The following is a 25307-nucleotide window of genomic DNA, read 5'->3' as shown; positions in this document are numbered from 1 at the left end:
TCAATAGATTGATAAAAGAAGGCTCTCTCTCTATTGTCACGCATTCTAACTACTAGGAAGCTAACAGAATAGAAAAGGAAGGTGTTCAATATGCTGAGGAGAAAAGTAGTTGTTCCAATTGTTATAGCGGTTTCTATTTTAATTATTGGAGGATTAACTCTTTTTCTGACAAATAGTAATCAAAATGGCGTTGCGCTAAATGAAAATCAATACCCTTCACCTCCACCAAAAACACTTAATGAAAAAATTAATCCCGATATTATAAATTCTGAATCAGAATGGACAACAAATAATACTCATGATGCTGAAATTATAAAGGTTGATGATTGGTATTACACTTTTTCAACTGACTATATGGTTGCAGGTACTCCGAGTCCAGGTATTCAAATTAGAAAATCAAAAGATATGATAAATTGGTCATTTGTTGGCAGAGTGTTCAGTTCTGTATCAACGGAAGCTGCTGAGTGGACTAAAGGTGGAAATACCTTTTGGGCACCAGATGTTATTGAAATGAATGGAACCTTTTACCTTTACTACTCTGTTTCTGGTTTTGGCACAAGAAATTCCTATATAGGGCTAGCGACAAGTACTTCCATTGAAGGGCCTTGGGAGGACCAGGGTGCAGTAGTGAAAACGCAGGAAGAAGATAATAAGACAGTTAATGCCATTGATCCAGGAATCATCATTGATAAAGAAGGAAATCCATGGATGACTTATGGTTCTTATTTTGGTGGAATTTTTATTGTCGAGCTTGATAAAAGCACTGGGAAATTAAAATCACCTGAAGAAGAAGGTACTTTAATCGCTCAGCGTAAAAACAATGATTATGAAATCGAAGGACCGGCGATCATGTATAACGATGATACGGAAATGTATTATTTAACACTTTCGTACGGTTGGCTTGAAGATACCTATAATGTTCGTGTTGCCCGATCAGCGAATATTGAAGGACCTTATTTAGATTATAATGACAAAAATATGGTTGATCTTACAGAAGGATCATTTGACACAGGAACAAAAATTGTAGGAGCCTATGCATTTAATAATGATACTGGTTGGTTAGGTACAGGTCATAATGGCTTAATTCAGGATGGTGACAAATATTATATCACTCATAATGCAAGAGCTGGAGAGGATTTATATTGGTCACATCTTCATGTAAGAGAAATAATCTGGACAGAAGATGGATGGCCAGTTGTTTCACCAGAACGGTATGCAGGTATTCCTGAAAAGTCGACAGAAGAATTAACTGAAAAGAATATTATTGGAGAATGGGAGTATCTAACTTTAAGTCGTATTGATGATGCGATGGCTACTTCTACTAATCTCACATTATTTGAAAATGGAAAGATAAATGAAAAAGACGGTAAAGATTACTGGGAACGATCTAGCTCAAATACAATTAAGTTATATTGGCATGATAACGAGGCACCTGATAACTATTGGGTTGACACTGTTACGGTTCTTCCTCAATGGGATTGGGAAAATTGGAAACCGACACTAGTATTCACTGGATTAAATGAAGAAGGTACAGCAGTATGGGGTAAGAAAATATCAAATGAGATTGGAAAGTGAGGGAATACAAGAAATGATGTTTCCAAAAGCACCAGTTAAATATGATTTATATGATGAAGCAATAGCAAATGACGAATCATCATGGACAATTCATAATGTTCATGATCCTGCTCTATATAAAGATGGTGACACTTATTATGTATTTTCAACTGATGCCAAGGTTGGTGGCGAACCAACAGGTGGAATTCAAGTAAGAAAATCTAAAGACTTAATACATTGGGAGTGGGTTGGACATGCGTTTGAGCAAATTCCAACAGAAGCACATGAGTGGACAGGTGCAAAAGGATTATGGGCTCCTGATGTAACAAAATATGGTGAAACCTATTATTTATATTATGCAGCTTCTCAATTTGGGAAAAATCAGTCATTTATCGGGGTTGCAACAAGTAATAATATTGAAGGGCCATGGGTAGATCAGGGTGAGGTTATTAAAACTAAGCATGGTGAAAGTATCCCAAATGCCATTGATCCTAATATTACTTTTGATGAAGAAGGAAATCCTTGGATGGTATATGGATCTTTTTTTGGTGGGATATTTGTTGCAAAAATAGATCCTTCCACTGGAAAATTAATAGAACAAAATGATGGAATCTTAATCTCAAAAAGACATCATAGTGTTGAAGCTGCAGTAGAAGGCCCATATATCGTGTATCATCCAGAATTTAAAAAGTACTACCTGTTTGTTTCCTATGACTCTTTATTTAGAGATTATAATATCCGGGTCGCATGTGCTGATCGTATTGAAGGTCCTTATCTAGATTACAATGGAAATGATATGACGAATATAGAGATTTCTCCAAATGATACAGGGTTGAAAATCCTTGGTGGCTATAAATTTGGAGAAGCTGAGGGTTGGATAGGTCCTGGACATAATTCCGTATTAAAAGATGGAGACGATTATTTTGTTTGTCATCATGCTAGAGGTGAGAGAACAAAAAAACATCATGCGTTACATATTCGGAAAATTGTCTGGACAAATGATGGATGGCCACTTGTTTCACCTGAGCGTTATGCTGGTGAAAAGGAACAAAAGATCAACCCTAGTCAATTAGTAGGCTTATGGGAAGTGATAGAAATGGATCGGAACGACAATCATCAACTTGCTTCTAAACCAATTCTTCTTTTGTCAGAAGGAAAAGTAGAAGATATTCATAATGGACATTGGGTTTGTAAAGATCGCAATCAGTTTGAGCTTAGTTTAGAGGAAAAAATATTTACTTTATATGTTCTACCTGCTTGGGACTGGAGTAGATGGAATCCTACATTGGTTTTTACAGGAAAAGACAAAGAAGGAAATGTTCTTATAGGAAAAAAAATGAAAGAGTAAGTGTTTTATAACTTGTAAGGATAAGTTATTGCTGTTTTTAGAGGGGATTAGTAGATTTTTCATTAAAATTACGAAAATATTTAAAATTTGTATTGAAATTTATCTGACAAGTGCTAAAATTTATTTAAGGTCATACGTATAAGTTATAAAATGCTTTATGTTTCTAGTATTTTTGTTTTTTTAGTAAAAGTAAGGAGCTAGAATTAATAACTTGTACGTATAAAATGTTAAACTCATGAATTTCTAAAATATGAAACATAGAAAAGGCTTTTCTGAGGGTTAATGATTTGGGGGGATGAAGATAACTAAGTATTCAGTTGGTGTTGACTATGGTACACAATCGGGTAGAGCAGTACTAGTTGATGTAGGTACAGGGAGAATAATTGCAACAGCTGTTAAACCCTATACACATGGAGTAATGAATGAGTTTTTACCTTATGGGCGTACAAAGTTAGAAAATGATTGGGCTTTGCAACATCCAACAGATTATATTGAAGTATTAGAAACTACCATCCCTGATGTTTTAAAACAAGCTAATGTTTCAGCAAATGATGTAATTGGTATTGGAATAGATTTTACAGCTTGTACGGTTTTGCCAATAAATAAATATGGTACACCATTATGTCAATTAATAGAATTTAAGAATCAACCACATAGTTATGTAAAGCTTTGGAAACATCATGCTGCACAAAAAGAAGCAAATAGATTAAATGAAATAGCTGTAGCAAGAGGAGAAAAGTTCCTAAAAAGATTTGGAGGGAAAATTTCCTCGGAATCTCTATTTCCTAAACTATGGCAAGTTTTAAATGAAGCACCCGAAATATATGAAGCAGCTGATCAATTCGTTGAAGCAACAGATTGGGTTGTCTATAAGTTAACAGGTGACTTAAAACGAAATAGCTGTACATCAGGTTATAAAGCAATGTGGCATAAGCAAGAAGGATATCCTTCAAAAGAATTTTTCAAAGCCTTAGATCCTCGTTTGGAAAATATTGTTGAAGAGAAGCTTTCATATGATATATTACCGATTGGATCAAAAGCTGGTGAATTAACAAAACGTGCTGCAGAATTAATTGGCTTAAATCAAGGAACAGCTGTAGCTATTGGAAATGTAGATGCTCATGTGGCATTACCAGCAGTAGGTATAACAGAACCAGGTAAACTATTAATGATTATGGGAACGTCTACATGTCACATCTTACTAGGTGATGAAGAAAAGCTTGTACCAGGTATTTGTGGAGTTGTTGAAGATGGTGTTATTCCAGGATTAATGGGTTATGAAGCTGGTCAATCTTGTGTTGGTGATCATTTTGAATGGTTTACTGAAAACTGTCTTCCAGCAAGCTACCATGCAGAAGCAAAAGAAAAAGGAATAGGAATACATCAATTGTTAACAGATAAAGCAGCAAAACTTGATGTTGGTGAAAGCGGTTTACTAGCACTGGATTGGTGGAACGGCAATCGTTCAACACTTAATGATGCAGATCTAACAGGCGTACTACTAGGTGCTACGTTATTAACTAAGCCTGAGGAAATTTATCGTGCATTGATTGAAGCAACTGCATATGGTACACGTAAAATTATTGAAGCATTTAGAAATAGTGGAGTGCCAATAAATGAAGTGTATGCATGTGGTGGTATTGCAGAGAAAAATGATCTTATGATGCAAATTTACTCAGATGTAATAAACATGGATATCCGCATATCAGCTACTTCACAAACACCAGCACTAGGTTCAGCGATGTTTGGAGCTGTTGCTGCTGGTAAGGAGCGCGGTGGTTATGATGACATTAAAGTTGCTGCAAAGAAAATGGCCAGATTAAAAGATTTTAAATACCAACCTATTCAACATAACTCAAAAGTATATGAGCAGTTATACACTGAGTATTCAAGGCTATATGACTACTTTGGTAATGATGAAAATAATGTAATGAAAAACCTAAAGAAAATTAAACAATCCAACAACTTAAAACAAGAACAGAAGTCACTTAATAAAGCCAAGTGATGTTAAAAAGAGGAGAGATGATTATGCTTGAATCATTAAAGAAACAAGTTCTTGATGCAAATCTTCTATTGCCAAAATACAATATGGTGACGTTTACATGGGGAAACGTAAGTGGCATTGATCGTGAACAAGGACTTGTCGTTATTAAACCTAGTGGAGTTCCATATGAGGAATTAAAGCTCGAGGATTTAGTTGTTATAAATCTTGAAGGCGAAATTGTTGAAGGAGACTTACGTCCATCCTCAGATACGGCAACACATTTAGCGCTTTACAAAGCTTTTCCGACAATAGGTGGTGTTGTTCATACACATTCACCATGGGCGACAAGCTGGGCACAGGCAGGACGCTCTATTCCTGCATTAGGCACAACACATGCAGATTATTATTATGGAGAAATTCCTTGCACAAGAACACTTACTGAGGATGAAATTACTAGTGGATATGAATTAGAAACAGGTAATGTCATTATTGAAACGTTTGAAAAAGGTGAAATAGATCCTGTAGCTGTCCCAGGAGTATTAGTGTCAGGTCATGCACCCTTCTGTTGGGGAAAGGACGCAAATCAAGCAGTGCATAATGCAGTAGTGTTAGAAGAAGTAGCTAAAATGGCTTTGCATACGTATCAGTTAAATCCAGAAGTAAATTCAATTGATCAATTTTTATTAGATAAACATTATTTACGCAAGCATGGAGCAAATGCTTATTATGGTCAAAAATCTAAAGAAGTAAAACAGTAATTATCTGACTAGGGGGAAATCAATATGTTAACAGCAAAACCATATGAATTCTGGTTCGTAACAGGAAGTCAAGATCTATACGGAGAAGAAACAGTAAGAGAAGTTGAAGCAAATTCAAAAGTGATTACAGAAGGTCTTGACCAAGATCCAACTCTTACTTATAAGCTTGTATTTAAATCAGTGCTAAAGGAAGCAGATTCAATTCGTAGATTATGCTTAGAAGCAAATGCCGATGAAAATTGTGCAGGTATCATTACTTGGATGCATACCTTCTCACCTGCAAAAATGTGGATTGCAGGATTATCATCATTACAAAAACCAATGCTACACCTTCATACACAATTTAATCGTGATATTCCTTGGGATAGTATTGATATGGACTTTATGAACACAAATCAATCTGCTCATGGTGATCGTGAGTTTGGCTTTATGGCTACTAGACTTAATGTGAAAAGAAAAGTTGTTGTAGGACATTGGGAGAATAGTGAAGTAAGAAATACGATTGGTAGCTGGATGAGAACAGCTGCAGCATTCTCTGAAGGACAGCACTTAAAAGTTGCCCGTTTTGGTGATAACATGCGTAGAGTAGCTGTAACTGAAGGTGATAAAGTTGAAGCACAAATTAAACTAGGTTGGACTGTGAATGGTTATGGTGTTGGTGATTTAGTTCAGCGCATGAATGACATTTCAGAACAAGAAGTAGATTCTTTAATGGAAGAGTATGCTCGTGAATATGACATTGTTGCTGAAGGTCAAGAAGATGGTCCAGTACGTGAATCAATTCGCTATCAAGCAAGAATTGAATTAGGTATGAAAGCATTTTTAGAAGAAGGCGGATACACAGCATTCACAACAACTTTTGAAGATTTACATGGTATGAAGCAGTTACCAGGTCTTGCTGTTCAACGTTTAATGGCACAAGGATACGGATTTGCTGGTGAAGGTGATTGGAAAACAGCAGCACTTCTTCGTATTCTGAAAATCATTGCAAATAATGAAGATACTTCATTCATGGAAGATTATACGTACCACTTTGAGCCTGGTAATGAATTAGTATTAGGATCTCATATGCTTGAAATTTGCCCAACAATAGCAGCTACAAAACCAAAAATTGCTGTATATCCATTAGGTATTGGTGGAAAAGAAGATCCAGCACGTATGATTTTTGATGGAAAAGGTGGTTCAGCATTAAATGCTTCAATCATTGACCTTGGACATCGTTTCCGTCTTGTCGTAAATGAAGTGGATGCAATTCAACCTGAGATTGATCTGCCAAATCTGCCTGTTGCTAGAGTTCTTTGGACTCCACAACCATCATTAAGTGAAGGTGCAGAAAACTGGATTGTTGCTGGTGGAGCTCATCATACAGTGTATTCATATAAAGTAACAGTTGATCAGCTAAGAGACTGGTCTGAACTAGTAGGAATTGAATGTGTTCTTATTAATAATGATACAAATAAACATGCTTTCAAAAACGAATTACGTTGGAATGACGTAGTGTTTAAATAATATTTATTGTGAAAACGAGGATAACGATCATACTTCAATTTGATGGGTTACCTCGTTTTTTAACTATAGGCTTCTTTTTACAAAATTGCTGCTTTTAGTTTAATAGGAGCAACAGACTTTACTATAATAACCAAATTAAAAAGTGAAAGTAGGGTTAAAAGATGACAAACACAGTTGTAATTAATACTGATATAAACAAGGGAACAATTAATCGTAATATATATGGACATTTTGCAGAACATTTAGGTCGTTGTATTTACGAAGGAATTTGGGTTGGAGAAGATTCACCGATTCCTAATACTAAAGGAATTAGAAATGATGTATTAGCAGCATTAAAACAAATTAATATACCTGTGCTTCGTTGGCCTGGTGGTTGTTTTGCTGATGAATATCACTGGAAGGATGGAATCGGTCCAAGAAGCGAACGTAAACGTATGGTTAACACTCATTGGGGTGGAGTTGTGGAAAACAACCATTTTGGTACACACGAATTTATGCTACTATGCGATTTGTTAAATACTGAGCCTTATATCTGTGGAAACGTAGGTAGTGGGACTGTACAAGAAATGTCTGAGTGGGTTGAATATATGACATTTGATGGTGAATCACCAATGGCAAACTGGCGCCAAGAAAATGGTAGACAGAAACCTTGGAACCTTAAATATTTTGGTGTTGGTAACGAAAACTGGGGTTGTGGTGGAAATATGCGACCTGAATATTATGCAGATTTATATCGTCGTTATCAAACATATGTAAGAAATTATGGCGACAACAAGCTTTACAAAATTGCTGGTGGAGCAAATGTAGATGACTATAATTGGACAGAAGTATTAATGCGTGAAGCAGGAAATTTAATGGATGGCTTAAGTCTTCACTATTATACAATTCCTGGTGATTTCTGGTTAGGCAAAGGATCTGCAACCAATTTCCCTGAAGATGAATGGTTTATTACAATGCAGAAAGCTTTACATATGGATGAGTTGATTACAAAGCATGGTACAATTATGGACAAATATGATCCAGAAAAGCGTGTAGGCATGATTATTGATGAGTGGGGAACATGGTTTGATGTTGAGCCTGGAACAAATCCTGGGTTCCTTTATCAACAAAATACAATACGCGATGCATTAGTTGCTGCTGTTCATTTCCATATTTTCCATAAGCATTGTGATCGTGTACAAATGACAAATATCGCACAAACGGTAAATGTTCTTCAAGCAATGGTGTTGACTGAAGGAGATAAAATGATTTTAACTCCAACATATCATGTTTTTGATATGTATAAGGTACACCAAGATGCAACATTACTTTCTGTTGATGCAACTGTAGGAACATACAAATACAATGATCAAGAAGTTGAGCAAGTTTCTGTTTCAGCATCTAAAGATAAAGAAGGAAAAGTCAATATTAGTTTATATAATATTGACCATAAAGAATCATCAACAATCACACTTCAGCTTCGTGGATTGAAAGAAGATATTTCAGGTATTACTGGTACCATCCTTACAGCTGATACAATTGATGCTCACAATACATTTGAACAACCTGACTTAGTTACAACAACTGAATTTACAGAATTTAAAATTGAAAATGAACAACTAGTGGTTACATTACCGCCAATGTCAGTTGTGTTACTAACGATTTAAAAAGTAAAAGGCAGGGATGATTATATGACCACAAATGTTTGTAAAAGCTGTACGAGAAATGTCATCCTTAAAAAACAAGAAGTTGATCGAGTTCTTTCCAATCACAAAGGTTCTGAAAATATTATTGTCTCAAATGAAGTTTTTGAGGAACGAATGAGTGCATGTAGAACATGTCCATCACTTGTTTATGGATCAACATGTTCACATAGTGGCTGTCTTGTTGAATATCGTGCGAAATTTTCGACTAAACGGTGTCCGAGTCCACATGGTGCTAAATGGTAGACATTTATATCAGATCAATTAAAGAATTTACGTAATGTGAGGCTCCCATCTCTGATATGAGATGGGAGCTTCTATGTTTTTTTGCGTTCTTGACTACCAATATGTAAATTTTATTTGTATGATATGATTACAAAGAAGATTGAAGAGATAAGGAGTTTAAAATGAATAAGAGATTTACTACTATTATAATGACAATGATTTTTGTTGGGATTCTTTCCTTATGGATATTAGCAAAAGATCACTCTGTAGTTCCACTACATTACCGTATTTTAATTTCATTTGGTGGATCGCTATTATCGGGTGTTTTAGCGTATCTTCTTTCTATGGATAAAAGCGACTCTGAAAAACCAACTAAATAATCTAAAATAGGCTTAGAAAAGTGGAGACTAAAGTATTCAATTTGATACTAGTCTCCATTTTTAATTATCTGTATTTCTTTATAAATCTATTCTTCACGTCTATATATACCAGGTGATACACCATATGTTTTCTTAAATACCTTATGAAAATAGGGATAACTGCCAAAGCCACAGTTCACGGCTATTTGTTCAAGTGATTTTGATGTGTATTTCATTTGGTCAAGAGCTGAAGATAAGCGAATTTCTTGTGTATATTTAATCATCGTTTTTCCAACACTATTCTTGAATAAAAAGGATGCTCTCGAAACACTAAGCTCAACATGTTTGGCTACTTCCTCAATTTTTAGTGGTGATAATGCTCTTTCTTCAATATAACGCATCATTCGTGTAACTGCAGGTGGGCGGTTGAAAACAATAGTTGTTTCATTTACATATCTCTCCAATAATAAACACAGGGCTTTCATTAAATAGTCGTTAAGATTTTTATCCTGCTCAGAAGATGGTCGTTGTTCTTCAATGATGAGATATCTCCATAAATTCAAAATTTTATCGTCTAACTTTATTCGTGATACCGTTGGTTTCTTTGAATGGTGCCACCAATTATCAATCCAGCTTCCACGACAGAAAATATAGTAGTCTCCACTGTTCTGTCCCTCCTCTATGTTTAATTCATATTGTTCTTTTGGTTTAAGAAGAAGAAGATCTCCTTTTTCAATCGTATATTTTTTATTATTTACAGTTATTTGACAAGATCCTTCTGTTTGTAAACGAAATAAATAATCATCAAATCCAGCATGATCAATAGAATGAAACTTTCTCGTATGATAGGAAAAACTGCATAACACGATATTAATCATATTTTTCTAAACTCCTTTGAATAAAAGTAGGAAGATAGTATATGTTTTAATTATATCATTCATTTGCAAACAGTAATTTATCGTTTAAGCTAAAGGTAAATAAGACATAAACGTTTGAACGAAATATTCTATTTTTTAGTTATATGAAAACGCAGAAAATAATAAATGAAAGAGGGTAGAAGTTATGACAAATATTCCAATAGCTATTCAGTTATATACATTACGTGAGGAAACAAAAAAAGATTTTGCTGGTACACTACAGCGTGTAGCTGAAATTGGGTTTGATGGTGTAGAATTTGCAGGTTTTGAGGGTCTAGATGCTCAAGAGGTTAAGGAATTGTTAGATCATAACAATTTAAAAGCAGCATCAAGCCATATTTCACTAGAAGAACTTAAAAATAATTTAAATCAAGTGATTAATGATCAGAAAATCATAGGCAGCAAGTATGTTGTTTGTCCCTATTTAGCAGAGGATCAGAGAAGTGAAGAAGATTATCAATCACTAATTTCCTTTTTAGATGAAACTGGTGAAAAGCTAAAAGCAGAAGGAATTACTCTTTGCTATCATAATCATGATTTTGAACTTCAGAAATTACAGGATGGTAGAACAGCTTTAGAGTCAATTTTTAATGATACAAATGCCGAAAATCTTCATACAGAGCTAGATGTTTATTGGCTCACAAAAGTCGAAGAAGATCCTGTAGAGTGGTTAAATCGATATAAAGGTCGAACACCTCTCGTTCATTTAAAAGATATGACAACAGATGATGAGAAGTTTTTTGCTGAGCTTGGAACTGGTGGAGTGGAAATTGATGCAATCCTTGAACTAGGGAATGAACTTAACGTTGAATGGTGGATTGTAGAGCAAGATGTTTGCCGTCGACCTGCGTTTGAAAGTATTGAAAGAAGTTTTAATTACTTAAAAAGGAAATGATTAATGTGTCATATGGCACTATGTGATATGAGAAAAAGAGGCTGGGGCATAAGTATTTAGACTAATAATAAACCCGAATAATTAGGTGATATTTCAATTAGTCATTCGCCTAATAGTTCGGGTTTTTATTTGCAGTCTTCAATAGATTTTTTGATTTTGTATACTATTTTTAAGAACTAGTGGAATGGAGCGGAAGACACTTGACTCCTACGGGAGAAGAGGAAAGGCTGAGACCCCGCAAGCGTAGCGAGGAGGCTCAGCTTCCTCCCCGGCGAATGGAGTGTCTGCAGGGTAATGGAACGAACTTATTTCTTTCAGTTTACTGAATTTAGATTTATTCGTTTTTTTGTATGATTTCTTTAATTATGTGACAGCCTCTTTTTCAAATTGTTTTTACTTCAGCGATTATGTTAAAGCTTACTGTTTAGTACCTTGTAGTATTCTGTTAATAGACATGTGACTACTGCTTGAATAACCGTGCCATAAAAGAGATTTTTTAACAAAGCTTTTTATTTTGTAAAGCTATGGTGCTTAGTAGGTTGCGATGAATTTCTGCACTCAAAGCTTTATATCCCTCAGCAGTAAGATGAATACCATCATCACTTATTAAATCAACTAAGTTTCCCGCTTTTTTAATTCCTGTTCTCACATCAATTTTCATTATATTTAACTCTTCTGCTAATTGATTTAAATGATGATTATAAACTCCATGCCAATAGTCTATTCCTCCAACTTGACTGATCCAATGGCTAATTGAAGGACTATATTTTTCTGAAATATTTTTATAATATCGAACTGGATCTAAAGGTGGAAGTGTAGAAATTACGGGTGTAATACCACTTTGAGATATTTGGTTAATCATTGTTTTAATATTGTGTAAGTAACGATCTAGCGGAACAATTGCTTTATGCTCATTTAAAGGATTATTAGCAACTTCTTCCCAGTTAAAATTACAGTCGTTTCCTCCAACACCTACAATCACATAATCTGGTTTTTCATGTATAACATCTTTTTCAAGTCTTTCCAATAGTAAGTCAGAGTTATCATTAAATACACCCTTATTTACAACTGTAACCTCATTTTTATTGCTCGAGAATAATTCTTGTAAAGAAGTTGGGTAACTTTCCTTTAAAATTCTTAATCTTCCTTTTACGATAGATACGCCTCTTGTGAGACTATCACCAAAACATATTATTTTCATGTAGCATACCTCATTATAAATAAATCAATTTTTAAATATCTTATTTCTTCTATCATAACGCAAAGAATAATCTTGTAAACTATTAGCTATTAATCATCAAATAATATTCACAATATATAGACAAAGGTATGAACTATGCATTATAAGGTAGTTTCTTTCGAAATGATACATGACTTAGAATTTTTACCATATGACCATAAAAAAATAGGCTACCAAGTATCTTAAGAAACAGGTAGCCTATTTTTTCATTATAGCAACAATCTAATTGGAAAAAACATTACTTTATAAGGTACTTTCCGCTTCTTGTTGCTCAAACTTCTTGTAAGTTCGTAGTGACATCCAAGATAAGTAAAAGCTTATTGAGCTAAAAAGAAAGAAAAAATTCAGACCTGGTATTGAAGAAAGCATGTAATAAATTGCATATGAGCCTACAATCATTAACAAAGTGTTTAGAGGTTTAATTAAACCAATAAGGAATGCACGTTTTATATATTGAAAAGTTGTTAATCTATAATGTACGAAAAGTGGAAAAATGTGAATAAACAGTATCACAAAAAATAAGCAAAGTGAGAAAAATCCACCAATCATAAGTATTGAAGCTCCATCAGTTAGTGATTTCGTATACAAGAAATTAATATAAAGTAAACCAGCAATAAGATAAAAAATAATCCCTAATACATTAGCTTGAAGAAACTCCTTTTTAAATGTAGACCAAAATGTTTTGAATAGAGGAACATCATAATCTCCTAACGTCCATTTTCTCGTAATAGTGAACATAGCAGCTGTAGCTGGAAATAATCCAAAAACAACCAGTCCACATATTGTGAATAAAAACCATAATAAATTTACTATACAAAGTCTCATAATCCACTCAGCTACATTGTATAACTTGTCCATTGTACCCATTTATATAACGTCCTTTCATATATTGAAAAGAGTTTATCCTAAAGAATAGTAGGTCTTTTCATTGAAGTTTTAATATAGTTATCCTATGTCGTATTATATAGTGGTTTTCTTTGATCGTAAACTGGGAATAAAGAGTGTAAAGACAAGCTAAAGAACAAAGGGAGTGTTAGCGATGGGTTTTCTTCTTTATCTAATAGTTGGAGGATTGCTAGGGTGGTTAGCTGGTTTAATAGTAGGAAGAGATATTCCAGGTGGAGTAATTGGGAATATTATATTAGGAATCATTGGAGCTTGGCTTGGTGGAGAGATATTTGGTGATTTTGGTCCAAAGCTAGCCAGTATAGCGATAATCCCAGCATTAATTGGGGCGATTATCGTGGTATTGTTAGTTGGGCTAATAATGAAAATGAGTAAAAATAAAAGATAGAAATGAAGACCACTTTGATCTGCTGATTGAAGTGGTTTTTTAAGGTTATAGTAATCTATTAAAAAAATTTCAAAAAAATATTGTGCGGATTAAATATGTGTGTTATATTTTTATTGCAAGGTTAGTGCAAACGATTTCGCAATTAAGTGCACATAGATTACATAAAATTAAAATAAGATAACAAAGATTTAAGTGTGTTCATGTTAATCTGTTTTAAAAGTAACTATGTTTTTTTTAGAGTAATTGTGCAAACGTTTTTTCTAACTGAAAGCGCATAAATAAAAAATGGGGGTAAAAACAATGAGTAGTAAAAAATTATTCTTGGGGCTTTTCTCTATTATGTTTCTTGTAAGCGTTGTACTTGCTGGTTGTTCTGGCGGTTCTGATGAAACAAAAGGCACAGACACTGGTGGTACTGAAGCTGAAGGAGAAGAAGTAACATTAGATATTTTCCAATTTAAAGTAGAATTTAAAGATCAGTTTGAAGCGGTTGCTGAACAATATCAAGAAGCAAACCCTGGCGTTAAAATCAACATTCAAACTGTTGGTGGCGGAGAAGATTATGGTGCAGCATTAAGATCTAAATTTGCTTCAGGTGATGAGCCAGCAATTTTCAATATCGGTGGTCCTACTGATGTTATTGACTGGGAAGATAGCTTAGCTGATTTAACAGATACTCAAGCAGCAGGAGTTGCGCTTGAAGGAACTCTTGACGGAGTTACTAAAGAAGATAAAGCATATGGATTACCATTTAACCAAGAAGGTTATGGTTTAATTTACAACACTGAAATATTCGAAAAAGCGGGAATTGATCCTACAACAATTAAAGATATGGCTTCATTAGAAGAAGCTGTTGCAACATTAGATGGAAAAAAAGGTGACTTAGGTTTAGATGCAGTATTTGCTTTCCCAGCTAAAGAGACTTGGGTAACTGGTCAACATTTAGCAAATGCATTTATTGCTCCAGAATTTGACGGTAATGTAACTAAGGCTTACGAGTCTGACACAATTGGTTTTGAATATGCAGATGCAATGAAAAACTTTATCGATTTACAAAACAAATTCTCAGTTCAACCTGTTGTAAGTCTTGACTATTCACAACAAGTAGAAGAATTATTCTCTACAGGTAAAGTTGCTATTATTCAACAAGGTAACTGGGTATACGGATCTATCGCAGGTATTGACGAAGAGTTAGCTAATAACAAAGTTGGTATTTTACCAATACCAGTTCCAGGATATAAAGAGGATTCAATTCCTGTAGGTGTTCCAATGTACTGGGCTGTAAATAAGAACAAAGATGAAAAAGTAGTAGAAGAGTCTAAGAAATTCCTAGATTGGTTATATACTTCTGATGAAGGTAAAGAAGCTGTTGTTAGTGACTTTAAATTCATCCCAGCTTATGAAGGTTATGATGCTTCAAAAATTACAGATCCACTTTCAAAATCAATTTATGAGTATGCAGAAGCAGGAAAAACAATTGGTTGGACATTCAGTGGATATCCATTAAACTGGGCTCAAAATGAACTTGGTGTTAATATCCAAAAATATTTGAGCGATGCAGCTACATGGGAAGAAGTAATCAATGATTCAAAAGCTGCTTGGGAAGAAGCAAGAGCAGAATAGTTAATAGTAAGAAAGTGAGCAAACGAGGTAGCGATTTTTGCTACTTTGTTTGCTCATACATTTAATCTACTAATTTACCAATATCGTATAAGACACTTCATAATAGAAGGTATTTTCACCTTCTATTATGAAGCGTCTTATAGCACACCATGAAAAGGACGTTATATAAATCTTTGTTAGTTTAAACAAAGGTAAAACATTAAAAAGCTATCATATGTTGGAGGGATAAAACATGATGCGTACAAAGGATCTATCATATTGGTTGTTTTTAGCACCGGTCCTATTAGCATTAACATTGGTTATTATTTTACCTTTATTAATAGGGGTATACTATTCATTTACTGATTGGAATGGAATAAAAGCTGGTTCATTCCTAGGGTTCGAGAATTATATCGATGCCTTTAAAGACGAAGAGTTTTTAAACTCTCTCTGGTTTACAACTAAATTCTCGGTTGTATCGGTTTTTCTAACGAATATCATTGGGCTCGGTTTAGCATTAATTGTTACAACTAAAATTAAATCTAGTAAATTTTTAAGAACGGTTTTCTTTATGCCAAACTTAATTGGTGGACTGATATTAGGATTTATCTGGCAGTTCATTTTCATTAAAGTATTTTCTGGTTTTGGAGATATCTTTGGGATCGAGAGTCTGAAAGGTTGGTTATCTACAACTGAAACAGGTTTTTGGGGATTAGTTATCTTAATGAGCTGGCAAATGTCAGGTTATATCATGATTATTTATATCGCATATTTGGAAGGACTTCCAAGTGAATTGTTAGAAGCTTCTGAAATAGATGGTGCTGGGCCATTCCAACGCTTAAGATATATTATTTTCCCATTAGTTGCTCCAGCATTTACTGTAAGCATGTTCTTAACATTATCAAACTCATTTAAACTTTATGATCAAAACCTTTCATTAACAGCAGGTGGACCATATAACTCAACACAAATGGTTGCAATGGAAATCTTTAAAACGGCATTTGGTGAAAGAGATATGGCATATGCACAAGCAAAAGCTGTTGTATTCTTTATCATAGTTGCAGTAATAGCATTAACTCAAGTTTATATTAATAAGAAAAGGGAGGTTGAAATGTAATGAGAAGCAAATATCCATTTTCACTTGAGATATTAGGAATCTTATTAGGGCTTTTATGGCTTTCACCTTTCTATTTAATGATCGTTAACTCTCTTAAAACAAAAAGAGAAATATTTTCAGATGTTATTCGTTTACCTGAAGAATTTACATTTGATAACTATATTCAGGCTTTTGAAGAACTTGATTTTATCCAAACGTTTTTTAATTCAGTGATTATTACTGTTACGAGTGTATTGATTATTATCATTTTCTCATCTATGGCAGCTTACGCTTTATCTCGTAATAAAAGCAAAATAAGTACATTATTATTTATGGTATTTGTTGCAGCTATGTTAATTCCTTTCCAATCAGTTATGATTCCACTTATAACAGTATTTGGACAGGTAGAAATGTTAAATCGTGTAGGTCTAATCTTTATGTATTTAGGATTCGGAAGCAGTTTATCTATTTTCTTATACCACGGTACTTTAAATGGTATTTCTAAATCATTAGATGAAGCAGCAACAATTGATGGATGTAGCAAATTCCAAGTATTTTGGCATATCATCTTCCCGATCTTAAAACCAATTACTGTAACTGTTGCGATTTTAAACATCATTTATATATGGAATGACTATTTATTACCATCATTAGTTATTAACCAAGAAGGCTTACAAACAATTCCACTTAAAATGTTCTTCTTCTTTGGAGAGTATACAAAGCAGTGGCATTTAGCACTTGCAGGCTTAACGATCGCGATTATACCGGTAATTATTGTATATTTCTTTGCACAACGTGAAATTATAAAAGGTATATCTGAAGGTGCAGTTAAATAATATCAACTATAAGGAATGAGAAATCGTTCCCATATCCTTCTCGACATTTTATTTTCTTTTCAAGCAGGAAAGGGTGTAACAAATAGGGAATCAAATAGGTATCACATTTTGTTATCACCCTGCATTTGGTAAGGAGGCACCAATGGTTACAATTAAAGATGTAGCAAAACTGGCAAACGTTGCACCTTCAACAGTTTCGAGGGTTATTGCTAATAGTTCTCGCATAAGTGAACAAACAAAAAAAAGAGTTCGAGAAGTGATGGAGGAATTAGGTTATCATCCTAATTTACAGGCAAGAAGCTTAGCAGCAAAAAGCACACAAGCAATAGGTGTAATTATGCCTAATTCAGCTTATTATGCATTTCAAAATCCCTTTTTCCCTGAAGTACTTAGAGGAATAAGTACTAGTTCACACGATAATAAATATGGAATTTACCTTTCTACTGGGTCAACAGAAGATGAAATCTATCATGAAGTAACATCAATGGTATTAGGTAGAAGGGTTGACGGAGTTATTCTCCTGTATTCTCGTATTAATGATAAAACAATGCGTTTTTTACAACAATCTGATTTTCCATTTGTTGTTGTAGGAAGACCAGATGAAAATGAAGAACGTGTATCATATGTTGATAACGATAATATTCATATAACAAAACAAGTTACAAATTATCTTATTGAACTTGGGCATAAAAATATTGCTTTTGTTGGAGGAAGTATTAACTTTGTTGTAACGATAGATCGATTAAACGGTTATAAACTCGCATTACAAGATGCTGGTATTCCATTTAATGAGGACTATTTAGTTCATGAAGACTTTATTAAGGAGAATGGTAGGGAAGCAATTGCGTCACTTATGAATTTAAGTGATCCCCCTACAGCACTTGTTACACAAGATGATTTAATTGCATATGAAATGATAAGTCATCTAGAGGATATGAATATTCGTGTTCCAGACGATATTTCAATTGTAAGCTTTAATAATTTAATGCTATCTGAACATTCAAAGCCCCCATTAACATCCGTAGATATTTGTATTTACCAGCTTGGTTTTGAGGCAACTAAATGTTTACTTGAAAAAATAAGTGTACCAGATACATTACCTAAGAGGATTACGATTCCTACAAAGTTCATTGAGCGGAAGTCATGTGAACAAAAGAAATAACTATATCTTAAACTTTCTTGAGGATGAGTGATGAAAATGTAATGATACGTACATTTTATCAATTATCCTCTTCCTTTTATTTAGACCCTTAACTTTTGCTTCTTAAAATTATTGGTCATAATAATAATAAGGTTATATTTGATTATTTAATAGTTAATAAAATGTTTGAAAATAAGTCAATGTTGATTGTGAGGCAGAGTTATGAATAAATTATGGTGGAAAGAGGCAGTAGCCTACCAGGTATATCCTAGAAGCTTTATGGATTCTAATGGAGATGGCATTGGAGATCTTCAAGGGATGATGTCAAAGCTAGATTATTTAAAAGATCTTGGAATTGACGTAATATGGATTTGTCCTATGTACAAATCTCCTAATGATGATAATGGCTATGATATTAGTGATTATCAAGATATTATGGACGATTTCGGTACAATGGGAGATTTTGACCTTCTTTTAGAAGAAGTTCATAAACGTGGAATGAAATTGATTATTGATCTAGTAATCAATCACACAAGTGATGAGCATCCTTGGTTTATAGAATCACGGTCTTCAGAAAATAATCCTAAGCGTGATTGGTATATTTGGCGAGATGGTAAAGATGGTAATGAGCCTAATAACTGGGAAAGTATTTTTAGTGGATCTGCATGGCAATTAGATGAAAAAACAAACCAGTATTATCTTCATATCTTTTCAACAAAGCAGCCTGACCTTAATTGGAGAAATAAAGAGGTACGTACAGCGTTGTACGATATGATCAATTGGTGGCTTGATAAAGGAATTGATGGATTCCGTGTTGATGCAATAAGTCATATTAATAAAGAAGAAGGCTTACTTGATATGCCAAATCCAGAAGGACAAAGATATGTTTCTTCTTTTGATAAACATATGAATGTGGAGGGGATCCACACATATCTTGATGAATTAAAGCAAGAAACCTTCGCTAAATACGATATTATGACTGTTGGCGAGGCAAATGGAGTAAAGGTTGATAATACCGAAGATTTAGAGCTGTGGGTTAGTGAAGAAAAAGGGAAATTTAATATGGTCTTTCAATTTGAACATTTAGCATTATGGGATGCAGAATCTCAAAATGGCTTGGATATACTAGGTTTAAAAAGAGTATTAACAAATTGGCAGAAAGCTCTCGAAAACAAAGGTTGGAATGCTTTATTTATAGAAAACCATGATAAAGCACGTGTTGTTTCCACTTGGGGCGATGATCAGGAATACTGGTTTGAAAGTGCTACAGCTTTAGCTACAATGTACTTCTTAATGCAAGGAACACCATTTATTTATCAGGGTCAAGAAATTGGTATGACAAATGTTAAATTTGATTCGATTGAAGAATATAATGATGTAGCTACAAAGAACATGTATCGTTTTAAACGTGAAGAAGGGGTTTCACATGATGAGATCATGGAAGTGATCTGGGCGTCCAGTCGAGATAATTCAAGAACTCCTATGCAATGGTCAAATGAACCTAATGCTGGATTTACAACAGGAACACCTTGGATAGGTGTGAATGAAAATTACCGAGATATTAATGTCGAGAAACAGCAACAAGATGAATCTTCTGTTTTACATTTTTATAAAAAAATGATCAAGCTTAAAAAAAGTGATGATATTTTCACATACGGAACTTATGATCTAATCCTTGAAGATCATCCAGCTATTTATGCGTATACACGTTCATTAGATGTTGAAAAAGTTGTTGTTTTTTCAAATCTAACAGCTGATACGGTTACATGGGAGGAAGATCTTAGTATTGCTTTTGAATCAAATCAACTTCTTCTAGCTAACTATGAAGTAGATAACCATGATTCAACAAGTATATTAACATTAAAACCATTTGAAACAAGAGTATACCGAATTTAAAGTAAGTAGATGAGGCTGGGACATAATTAAAGATGTCATACAAAAAGACGAATAAATCTAAATTCAGTTAAGTTGAAAGAAACAAGTTCGTTCCATTGCGCTGCAGACATAAGATTCGCCGGGGAGGAAGCTAAGCCTCCTCGTAAGCTGCGCGCCTGTGGGGTCTCAGCCTTTCCTCTGCACCCGCAGGAGTCAAATGTCTTCCGCTCCATTCCACTAGTTCTTAAAAATAGTATACAAAATCAAAAAATCTAATTGAAGACAGCAAATAAAAACCCGAAATATTAGGCGAATAATTAATTGAAATATCTCCTAATATTTCGGGTTTATCATTAGCTTAAACACTTATGTCCCTGCCTCTTTTTTTTCCTAGTTTTCTTTTCTAAGGCTTATAGAAATTGATTTTTACCCTTTGTTAACTAAAGGTGATTAACGATACTCTTGCATAATAACTAATTCAATAACAATTTAACAGTGTTTTTTAAAGCAATAGTCTGTAAATAAACATCAGAAAAATAGCAGTTGAAAAACTAACACCATTAGTTTATATTAAAACTAATGGTGTTAGTTTTTTGTTAAAAACATTTAGGGAGATGAAATGGATGAAGGTAACGAGAATTGGAGATTTAATTCAATTAACTTTTTTACCAGGTTTTTTTCCTGTGAATTGTTATATTGTTGAAGATAATCATGGACTTACATTAATTGATACAGGAATACCAAGCAGCTATAAGGGAATTTTAGATGTAATTGAAAATTTAGGAAAACCACTAACAAATATTTTACTCACACATGCACATGGTGATCATGTAGGATCATTAAACCGGTTGAAAGAAAAATTCCCTAGTGTTCCACTGTCAATATCAGAACGTGACAGCCGGTTATTAAAAGGAGATACATCATTAGATCAAGATGAACCACAAACACCCATAAAAGGAGGAATCCCTAAAGATATCACCTTAATACCTGATAAGCTGTTGAAAGAGGATGATTGGGTTGGCTCATTACGGGTTGTGTTAACACCTGGACATACTCCTGGTTCAATAAGCTTCTTTGATACTAGAAGCAAAGCTATTATAGTAGGTGATGCGTTACAGACTAGAGGAGGGGTAGCTGTAAGTGGACAAATTCGCCCTATGTTTCCATTTCCAGCTATGGCTACATGGAATAAAGAAAAGGCTCTTGAAAGTGTAAAAAAAATAAAGCAACACTCACCTAGTTTATTGGCGGTAGGTCACGGAGATTTGCTGAGTGATCCAGATATTAAATTGCAAATAGCGATTGAAAAGGCAGAGAAAAACCTTAGTAGAAGATAGTAGATATGAAATTTAAATAACGAAAAGAAAGGTAGAGATAAGATGTCTCCTAGAATTGGTCTTGATTTACAAACTATTTTAAAGGCAGCAACAGATCTAGCAGATGAACAAGGGATCGATTCTGTAACACTTGCTACACTAGCTAAAAAATTAACAATCAAGCCTCCATCACTATATAATCATATCGATGGTTTAACAGGATTGAAAAAAAAATTAGCTCTTCATGGATTTGAGGAATTGTATACTCGGTTAGCTAATGCTGCAATTGGTCTATCGAAGGACGAAGCTGTTCATGCTGTTTCAAAGGCATATTTTTCATTTGCACGAACTCATCCAGGATTATACGAATTAACATTATCAGCACCAAATCCTGATGAAATAGAAATCGAGTTAGCAGGAAAGAAAATTGTTGATCTTACTGTTCACATTTTAAGTGCTTATGGATTAGAGGAACAAGAAGTGATCCATGCTGTTCGAGGGTTAAGAAGTATATTACATGGATTTTCTTCTCTAGAGCAAAAAGGTGCATTTGGGTTGCCGCTCGATCTTGATAAAAGCCTTTATTTATTAATAGAGAGTTATTTAGCTGGAATTCATAAAATGAAGGAGAAAAAAGGTGATATAAAGTAATGATATTTTCACTTTAATATTGAAGTAATTAGTTCTATTTAGAGCAACTATTGTGTAACGATTAAGTAAGCTATGATAACATGAAAGGATAAAAATGAGAGGATGTCAAGCATGATTCAACACGATTTTACAAGTGGAAATATTATAAAGCAAATATGGATTTTTTCATTGCCGATCATGCTGACAAACCTGCTACAAATATCTTTTCAATTTATTGATAGCTTATGGGTTGGACAGTTACTGGGTGCTAATGCACTTGGTGCTATTGCTGTTTCAGGAACGATTATCTTTACAATTTTATCATTTATTATTGGTGTTAATAATGCAGCGTTAACCATTTTGTCACAGCAAAAAGGAAAGGGAAATGATCAAGGCTTAAAAAGTTATATTAATGCATTTGTTGTTCTTTTATCATTACTATCTTGTTTGTTGGGTATAATAGGCTTCTTCTTTTCTGAAAAGATATTAATCTTACTCAATACTCCACAATCAATGATTGCTGATGCAGCAGCATATCTCAAAATCAACTTTATCGGGATACTCTTTTTATTTGGTTATAACTTTATCAGTACAGTGTTAAGGTCGTTAGGTGATAGCAAATCGCCTGTTAAATATGTAGTGATTGCTGTCATTTTGAATGCAGGTTTTGATCCGTTATTTCTATATGTCTTTAAACTTGGAATAGAAGGGGCAGCATATGCTACAATTCTTTCTCAAGGAATCGCATTTATATATGGTATCTTTGATACGTTAAAACGCAATTTGGTGCCATTTATTTTTCCTAAGCCTCCCAAATGGATTGAAGTGAAGAAAATCATGACTTTAGGAATACCTTCAGGACTACAAATGATGGTCATTTCAGCTGGTGTTATGGCAATTATGAGTGTTGTTAACTCATTTGGAGACGATGTTGTCGCAGGATTCGGGGCAGCTCAAAGGTTAGATAGTCTTATTATGCTACCAGCAATGGCTTTAGGCACTGCGGTTAATAGTATGGCAGGCCAAAATATTGGAGCAAACAAATGGGACGCGTTCATCAAATTGCTAAATATGGTGTACTGTTTAATTTTATTATTATATTTGTTATTAGTACATTTGTCTTTTTCTTTGCTGAATCAGCTATTAAACTATTTATGGATGATAAGGAACCACTCCTTTTTGGAACTTCTTATTTGCAATTAATAGCTTTCTTTTACCCGTTTTTAGGTATTAACTTCATCCTTAACGGAATAGTACGAGCGGCTGGTGCCATGTTCCAAGTACTTTTATTAAATATCCTTTCATTTTGGTTATTACGTTATCCTTTAACATATCTCTGTTCACAGTGGTTTGGTGAAAGTGGTATTGCCTTGGGAATGGGCATTAGTTTTATTTTGAGCAGTGTTATTGCATTTGGTTATTATAAACTTGGAAAATGGGATAAAATTAACGCTATAAACGAAGCAAGTGATCATTAATTTTCAAATTTTCAAAAAGTTATTTTTGACTACTTGACAGTTACAAAAATAATCGCCATAATAATGTAAAACTTAGCTGTAGATGTTGTGTTTAAATTAAAAAATCAATGAAAATCATATATAGAACGTATATAAAAAGGACTAGTATGTGGACCTTTTAATTTCAGAGAGTGAAGTTTATTAGCTGAGAGACTTCATAATGTAAAAGCCACAGAACCTACCTTTTGAGTCTTGTGAAAACATAAGCGTGTTCCTAGCGTTAGTAGGATTAAGTGGGATGTGTTATTTACGTATATTGGTAAATAATGATAGAATCCAAACAAGGTGGTACCACGGAAGCAGAGCTCCTTTCGTCCTTATTTTTAGGATGATTGGGGCTTTTTGCATGGGAAATTTTGATATGATTTTGGAAAAACAAAATTAATCAATTTATAAGGAAAACAGTAGTGGAGGAACAGAAATGGATAAAAAGCGAATTGTTGTAAAAATAGGTAGTAGTTCGCTCACGAATGCAAAAGGACAAATCGATCAAGAAAAATTATCTGATCATGTCCAAGCTGTTGCTGCACTTCGTGAATTTGGACATGAGGTTTTACTTGTTTCATCAGGTGCAGTTGCAGCTGGTTTTACACATCTAGGATATCCAACAAGACCAATTACATTAAAAGGGAAGCAAGCTGCCGCAGCTGTTGGTCAGGGCTTATTAGTTCAATCCTATCTTGAAAAATTAAATCAATTTGATATAAAGCCAGCACAAATTTTGTTAACTCGCAACGACTTTTCAAAGCAGGAAAGATATAAAAATGCTTATGCTACGATAACAGAGCTTTTAGAAAGAGGAATTTTACCAATTATAAATGAAAATGATACTGTTTCAGTTGAAGAGTTAACATTTGGTGATAATGATATGTTATCTGCTCTTGTTAGTGGACTTATTCATGCTGATCAATTAATTATCTTAACGGATATAAATGGCTTGTATGATTCTAATCCACGTTCAAACCCTTTAGCTCGAAAAATTAATTTTTTATCTGAAGTTACTGATAGCATGTTACAAGCTGCTCAGGGAGCTGGATCTAAAGTAGGAACTGGAGGAATGAAGTCAAAGCTCATGGCTGCTAAAACTGCTTTAAATCTAGGTGTACAAGTCTTTATTGGTTTAGGTAAAGGAAATCAAAAATTAATAGAGATTCTTCAAGGTGATGGGAATGGAACTTATATCGGTAAAGAAGGATTATCATCAATAAATAATAGTCGCCAATGGATTGCCTTTCATTCCGAGGTATCAGGTACCATTCACGTTGATCAAGGTGCAGAAGATGCGCTTTTATATAAAGGGAAAAGTCTTTTGCCTGCAGGAGTAATTGATTTTAATGGGAACTTTGCACAATGTGATGTGGTCGAGGTAAGAGGTCCTAATGGTTTACTTGGGAAAGGCGAGGTTTTGTTTTCATCAGAAGAATTACAAGAGCTGATGGGGAAAAGAAGTGATGAATTAAAAGAAGTTGTTTCATCTATTGTTGTTATTCATCGAAATAAATGGGTAAAAGCAGAAGGAGGGCTCTAAA

21 protein-coding genes and 1 pseudogene are annotated in these 25307 nt (G+C 34.0%); 19 read left to right on the top strand and 3 right to left on the bottom strand.

Annotation, left to right across the window (positions count from 1 at the left end):
- Positions 1-90 precede the first annotated feature (90 nt).
- The 8 genes from FS935_RS11585 to FS935_RS11550 all read left to right on the top strand — a co-directional run bounded on the left by FS935_RS11585 (position 91) and on the right by FS935_RS11550 (position 9440).
- Positions 91-1575 (top strand): arabinan endo-1,5-alpha-L-arabinosidase, encoded by a 1485-nt coding sequence (locus tag FS935_RS11585; protein ID WP_146948703.1) that lies wholly within the window; start codon positions 91-93, stop codon positions 1573-1575.
- Entirely contained in the window at positions 1559-2902 is a 1344-nt protein-coding gene (locus tag FS935_RS11580; RefSeq protein ID WP_205124301.1) for an arabinan endo-1,5-alpha-L-arabinosidase, read from the top strand. Before FS935_RS11585 ends, FS935_RS11580 begins: the two co-directional genes overlap by 17 nt.
- 295 nt (positions 2903-3197) lie before the next feature.
- Positions 3198-4907 carry a ribulokinase gene (araB, locus tag FS935_RS11575; protein ID WP_146948701.1) on the top strand — a complete coding sequence of 570 codons (1710 nt, stop codon included), beginning with the start codon at positions 3198-3200 and terminating at the stop codon, positions 4905-4907.
- A gap of 23 nt (positions 4908-4930) precedes the next feature.
- On the top strand, positions 4931-5644 hold the full coding sequence (gene araD / locus FS935_RS11570) for an L-ribulose-5-phosphate 4-epimerase (protein ID WP_146948699.1): 714 nt from the start codon (positions 4931-4933) through the stop codon (positions 5642-5644).
- A gap of 24 nt (positions 5645-5668) precedes the next feature.
- Positions 5669-7153, top strand: a complete 1485-nt coding sequence (araA, locus tag FS935_RS11565; RefSeq protein WP_146948697.1) for an L-arabinose isomerase — start codon at positions 5669-5671, stop codon at positions 7151-7153.
- Positions 7154-7314: 161 nt separating this feature from the next.
- A complete protein-coding gene (locus FS935_RS11560; RefSeq protein WP_146948695.1) occupies positions 7315-8799 on the top strand; it encodes an alpha-N-arabinofuranosidase in 1485 nt (494 codons plus the stop codon).
- 24 nt (positions 8800-8823) lie between these two features.
- The gene (locus FS935_RS11555) at positions 8824-9081 is read left to right on the top strand and encodes a DUF6171 family protein (protein ID WP_146948693.1); all 258 of its coding nucleotides are present in this window, start codon (positions 8824-8826) and stop codon (positions 9079-9081) included.
- Positions 9082-9242: 161 nt separating this feature from the next.
- Positions 9243-9440, top strand: a complete 198-nt coding sequence (locus FS935_RS11550; protein WP_146948691.1) for a TMEM199/VMA12 family protein — start codon at positions 9243-9245, stop codon at positions 9438-9440.
- 86 nt (positions 9441-9526) lie between these two features.
- Here FS935_RS11550 and FS935_RS11545 read toward each other — a convergent pair whose 3' ends face one another.
- A complete protein-coding gene (locus FS935_RS11545; RefSeq protein ID WP_146948690.1) occupies positions 9527-10297 on the bottom strand; it encodes a helix-turn-helix domain-containing protein in 771 nt (256 codons plus the stop codon).
- A gap of 184 nt (positions 10298-10481) precedes the next feature.
- Here FS935_RS11545 and FS935_RS11540 point away from each other — a divergent pair, with 184 nt between their 5' ends.
- Positions 10482-11231 (top strand): sugar phosphate isomerase/epimerase family protein, encoded by a 750-nt coding sequence (locus FS935_RS11540; protein WP_146948688.1) that lies wholly within the window; start codon positions 10482-10484, stop codon positions 11229-11231.
- Between the two features lie 496 nt (positions 11232-11727).
- Here FS935_RS11540 and FS935_RS11535 read toward each other — a convergent pair whose 3' ends face one another.
- Together FS935_RS11535 and FS935_RS11530 are read right to left on the bottom strand one after the other, a co-directional pair.
- Positions 11728-12432 (bottom strand): SGNH/GDSL hydrolase family protein, encoded by a 705-nt coding sequence (locus tag FS935_RS11535; RefSeq protein ID WP_146948686.1) that lies wholly within the window; start codon positions 12430-12432, stop codon positions 11728-11730.
- Between the two features lie 282 nt (positions 12433-12714).
- Positions 12715-13338, bottom strand: a complete 624-nt coding sequence (locus tag FS935_RS11530) for a YesL family protein (RefSeq protein ID WP_146948684.1) — start codon at positions 13336-13338, stop codon at positions 12715-12717.
- Between the two features lie 172 nt (positions 13339-13510).
- On the opposite strand from FS935_RS11530, the gene FS935_RS11525 reads away from it, so the two are divergent.
- The 10 genes and pseudogenes from FS935_RS11525 to proB all read left to right on the top strand — a co-directional run bounded on the left by FS935_RS11525 (position 13511) and on the right by proB (position 25306).
- Entirely contained in the window at positions 13511-13765 is a 255-nt protein-coding gene (locus FS935_RS11525; RefSeq protein WP_146948682.1) for a GlsB/YeaQ/YmgE family stress response membrane protein, read from the top strand.
- Positions 13766-14065: 300 nt separating this feature from the next.
- Positions 14066-15388, top strand: a complete 1323-nt coding sequence (locus tag FS935_RS11520) for an ABC transporter substrate-binding protein (protein ID WP_146948680.1) — start codon at positions 14066-14068, stop codon at positions 15386-15388.
- 235 nt (positions 15389-15623) lie between these two features.
- Positions 15624-16484, top strand: a complete 861-nt coding sequence (locus FS935_RS11515; protein ID WP_146949010.1) for a carbohydrate ABC transporter permease — start codon at positions 15624-15626, stop codon at positions 16482-16484.
- Positions 16484-17299 carry a carbohydrate ABC transporter permease gene (locus FS935_RS11510; RefSeq protein WP_146948678.1) on the top strand — a complete coding sequence of 272 codons (816 nt, stop codon included), beginning with the start codon at positions 16484-16486 and terminating at the stop codon, positions 17297-17299. The genes FS935_RS11515 and FS935_RS11510 overlap by 1 nt, the downstream gene beginning before the upstream one ends.
- 142 nt (positions 17300-17441) lie before the next feature.
- Positions 17442-18461: a LacI family DNA-binding transcriptional regulator gene (locus FS935_RS11505; protein ID WP_146948676.1), complete on the top strand. Its 1020-nt coding sequence runs from the start codon at positions 17442-17444 to the stop codon at positions 18459-18461.
- Positions 18462-18662: 201 nt separating this feature from the next.
- On the top strand, positions 18663-20336 hold the full coding sequence (locus FS935_RS11500) for a glycoside hydrolase family 13 protein (RefSeq protein ID WP_146948674.1): 1674 nt from the start codon (positions 18663-18665) through the stop codon (positions 20334-20336).
- 602 nt (positions 20337-20938) lie between these two features.
- The gene (locus FS935_RS11495; protein ID WP_146948672.1) at positions 20939-21652 is read left to right on the top strand and encodes an MBL fold metallo-hydrolase; all 714 of its coding nucleotides are present in this window, start codon (positions 20939-20941) and stop codon (positions 21650-21652) included.
- Positions 21653-21694: 42 nt separating this feature from the next.
- Complete coding sequence (locus tag FS935_RS11490; RefSeq protein ID WP_146948670.1) at positions 21695-22282, top strand: TetR/AcrR family transcriptional regulator; 588 nt, start codon at positions 21695-21697, stop codon at positions 22280-22282.
- 102 nt (positions 22283-22384) lie between these two features.
- Positions 22385-23739: pseudogene (locus FS935_RS11485) on the top strand (MATE family efflux transporter).
- A 460-nt stretch (positions 23740-24199) separates the two neighbouring features.
- A complete protein-coding gene (gene proB / locus FS935_RS11480) occupies positions 24200-25306 on the top strand; it encodes a glutamate 5-kinase (RefSeq protein ID WP_146948668.1) in 1107 nt (368 codons plus the stop codon).
- The last annotated feature ends 1 nt before the right edge of the window (position 25307 follow it).

It is taken from the genome of Metabacillus litoralis (genome assembly GCF_007994985.1).
Lineage (GTDB): Bacteria > Bacillota > Bacilli > Bacillales > Bacillaceae > Metabacillus > Metabacillus litoralis.
This window is presented reverse-complemented; position numbering and strand designations above follow the sequence as displayed.

Coding starts and splice junctions, on each gene's coding strand:
- FS935_RS11525 (WP_146948682.1), top strand. CDS start 13,511: ATGGGTTTTCTTCTTTATCTAATAGTTGGAGGATTGCTAGGGTGGTTA.
- araD (WP_146948699.1), top strand. CDS start 4,931: ATGCTTGAATCATTAAAGAAACAAGTTCTTGATGCAAATCTTCTATTG.
- FS935_RS11490 (WP_146948670.1), top strand. CDS start 21,695: ATGTCTCCTAGAATTGGTCTTGATTTACAAACTATTTTAAAGGCAGCA.
- FS935_RS11585 (WP_146948703.1), top strand. CDS start 91: ATGCTGAGGAGAAAAGTAGTTGTTCCAATTGTTATAGCGGTTTCTATT.
- FS935_RS11580 (WP_205124301.1), top strand. CDS start 1,559: ATGAGATTGGAAAGTGAGGGAATACAAGAAATGATGTTTCCAAAAGCA.
- FS935_RS11540 (WP_146948688.1), top strand. CDS start 10,482: ATGACAAATATTCCAATAGCTATTCAGTTATATACATTACGTGAGGAA.
- FS935_RS11515 (WP_146949010.1), top strand. CDS start 15,624: ATGCGTACAAAGGATCTATCATATTGGTTGTTTTTAGCACCGGTCCTA.
- FS935_RS11545 (WP_146948690.1), bottom strand. CDS start 10,297: ATGATTAATATCGTGTTATGCAGTTTTTCCTATCATACGAGAAAGTTT.
- proB (WP_146948668.1), top strand. CDS start 24,200: ATGGATAAAAAGCGAATTGTTGTAAAAATAGGTAGTAGTTCGCTCACG.
- araB (WP_146948701.1), top strand. CDS start 3,198: ATGAAGATAACTAAGTATTCAGTTGGTGTTGACTATGGTACACAATCG.
- FS935_RS11510 (WP_146948678.1), top strand. CDS start 16,484: ATGAGAAGCAAATATCCATTTTCACTTGAGATATTAGGAATCTTATTA.
- FS935_RS11550 (WP_146948691.1), top strand. CDS start 9,243: ATGAATAAGAGATTTACTACTATTATAATGACAATGATTTTTGTTGGG.
- FS935_RS11505 (WP_146948676.1), top strand. CDS start 17,442: ATGGTTACAATTAAAGATGTAGCAAAACTGGCAAACGTTGCACCTTCA.
- FS935_RS11495 (WP_146948672.1), top strand. CDS start 20,939: ATGAAGGTAACGAGAATTGGAGATTTAATTCAATTAACTTTTTTACCA.
- FS935_RS11530 (WP_146948684.1), bottom strand. CDS start 13,338: ATGGGTACAATGGACAAGTTATACAATGTAGCTGAGTGGATTATGAGA.
- FS935_RS11560 (WP_146948695.1), top strand. CDS start 7,315: ATGACAAACACAGTTGTAATTAATACTGATATAAACAAGGGAACAATT.
- araA (WP_146948697.1), top strand. CDS start 5,669: ATGTTAACAGCAAAACCATATGAATTCTGGTTCGTAACAGGAAGTCAA.
- FS935_RS11520 (WP_146948680.1), top strand. CDS start 14,066: ATGAGTAGTAAAAAATTATTCTTGGGGCTTTTCTCTATTATGTTTCTT.
- FS935_RS11555 (WP_146948693.1), top strand. CDS start 8,824: ATGACCACAAATGTTTGTAAAAGCTGTACGAGAAATGTCATCCTTAAA.
- FS935_RS11535 (WP_146948686.1), bottom strand. CDS start 12,432: ATGAAAATAATATGTTTTGGTGATAGTCTCACAAGAGGCGTATCTATC.
- FS935_RS11500 (WP_146948674.1), top strand. CDS start 18,663: ATGAATAAATTATGGTGGAAAGAGGCAGTAGCCTACCAGGTATATCCT.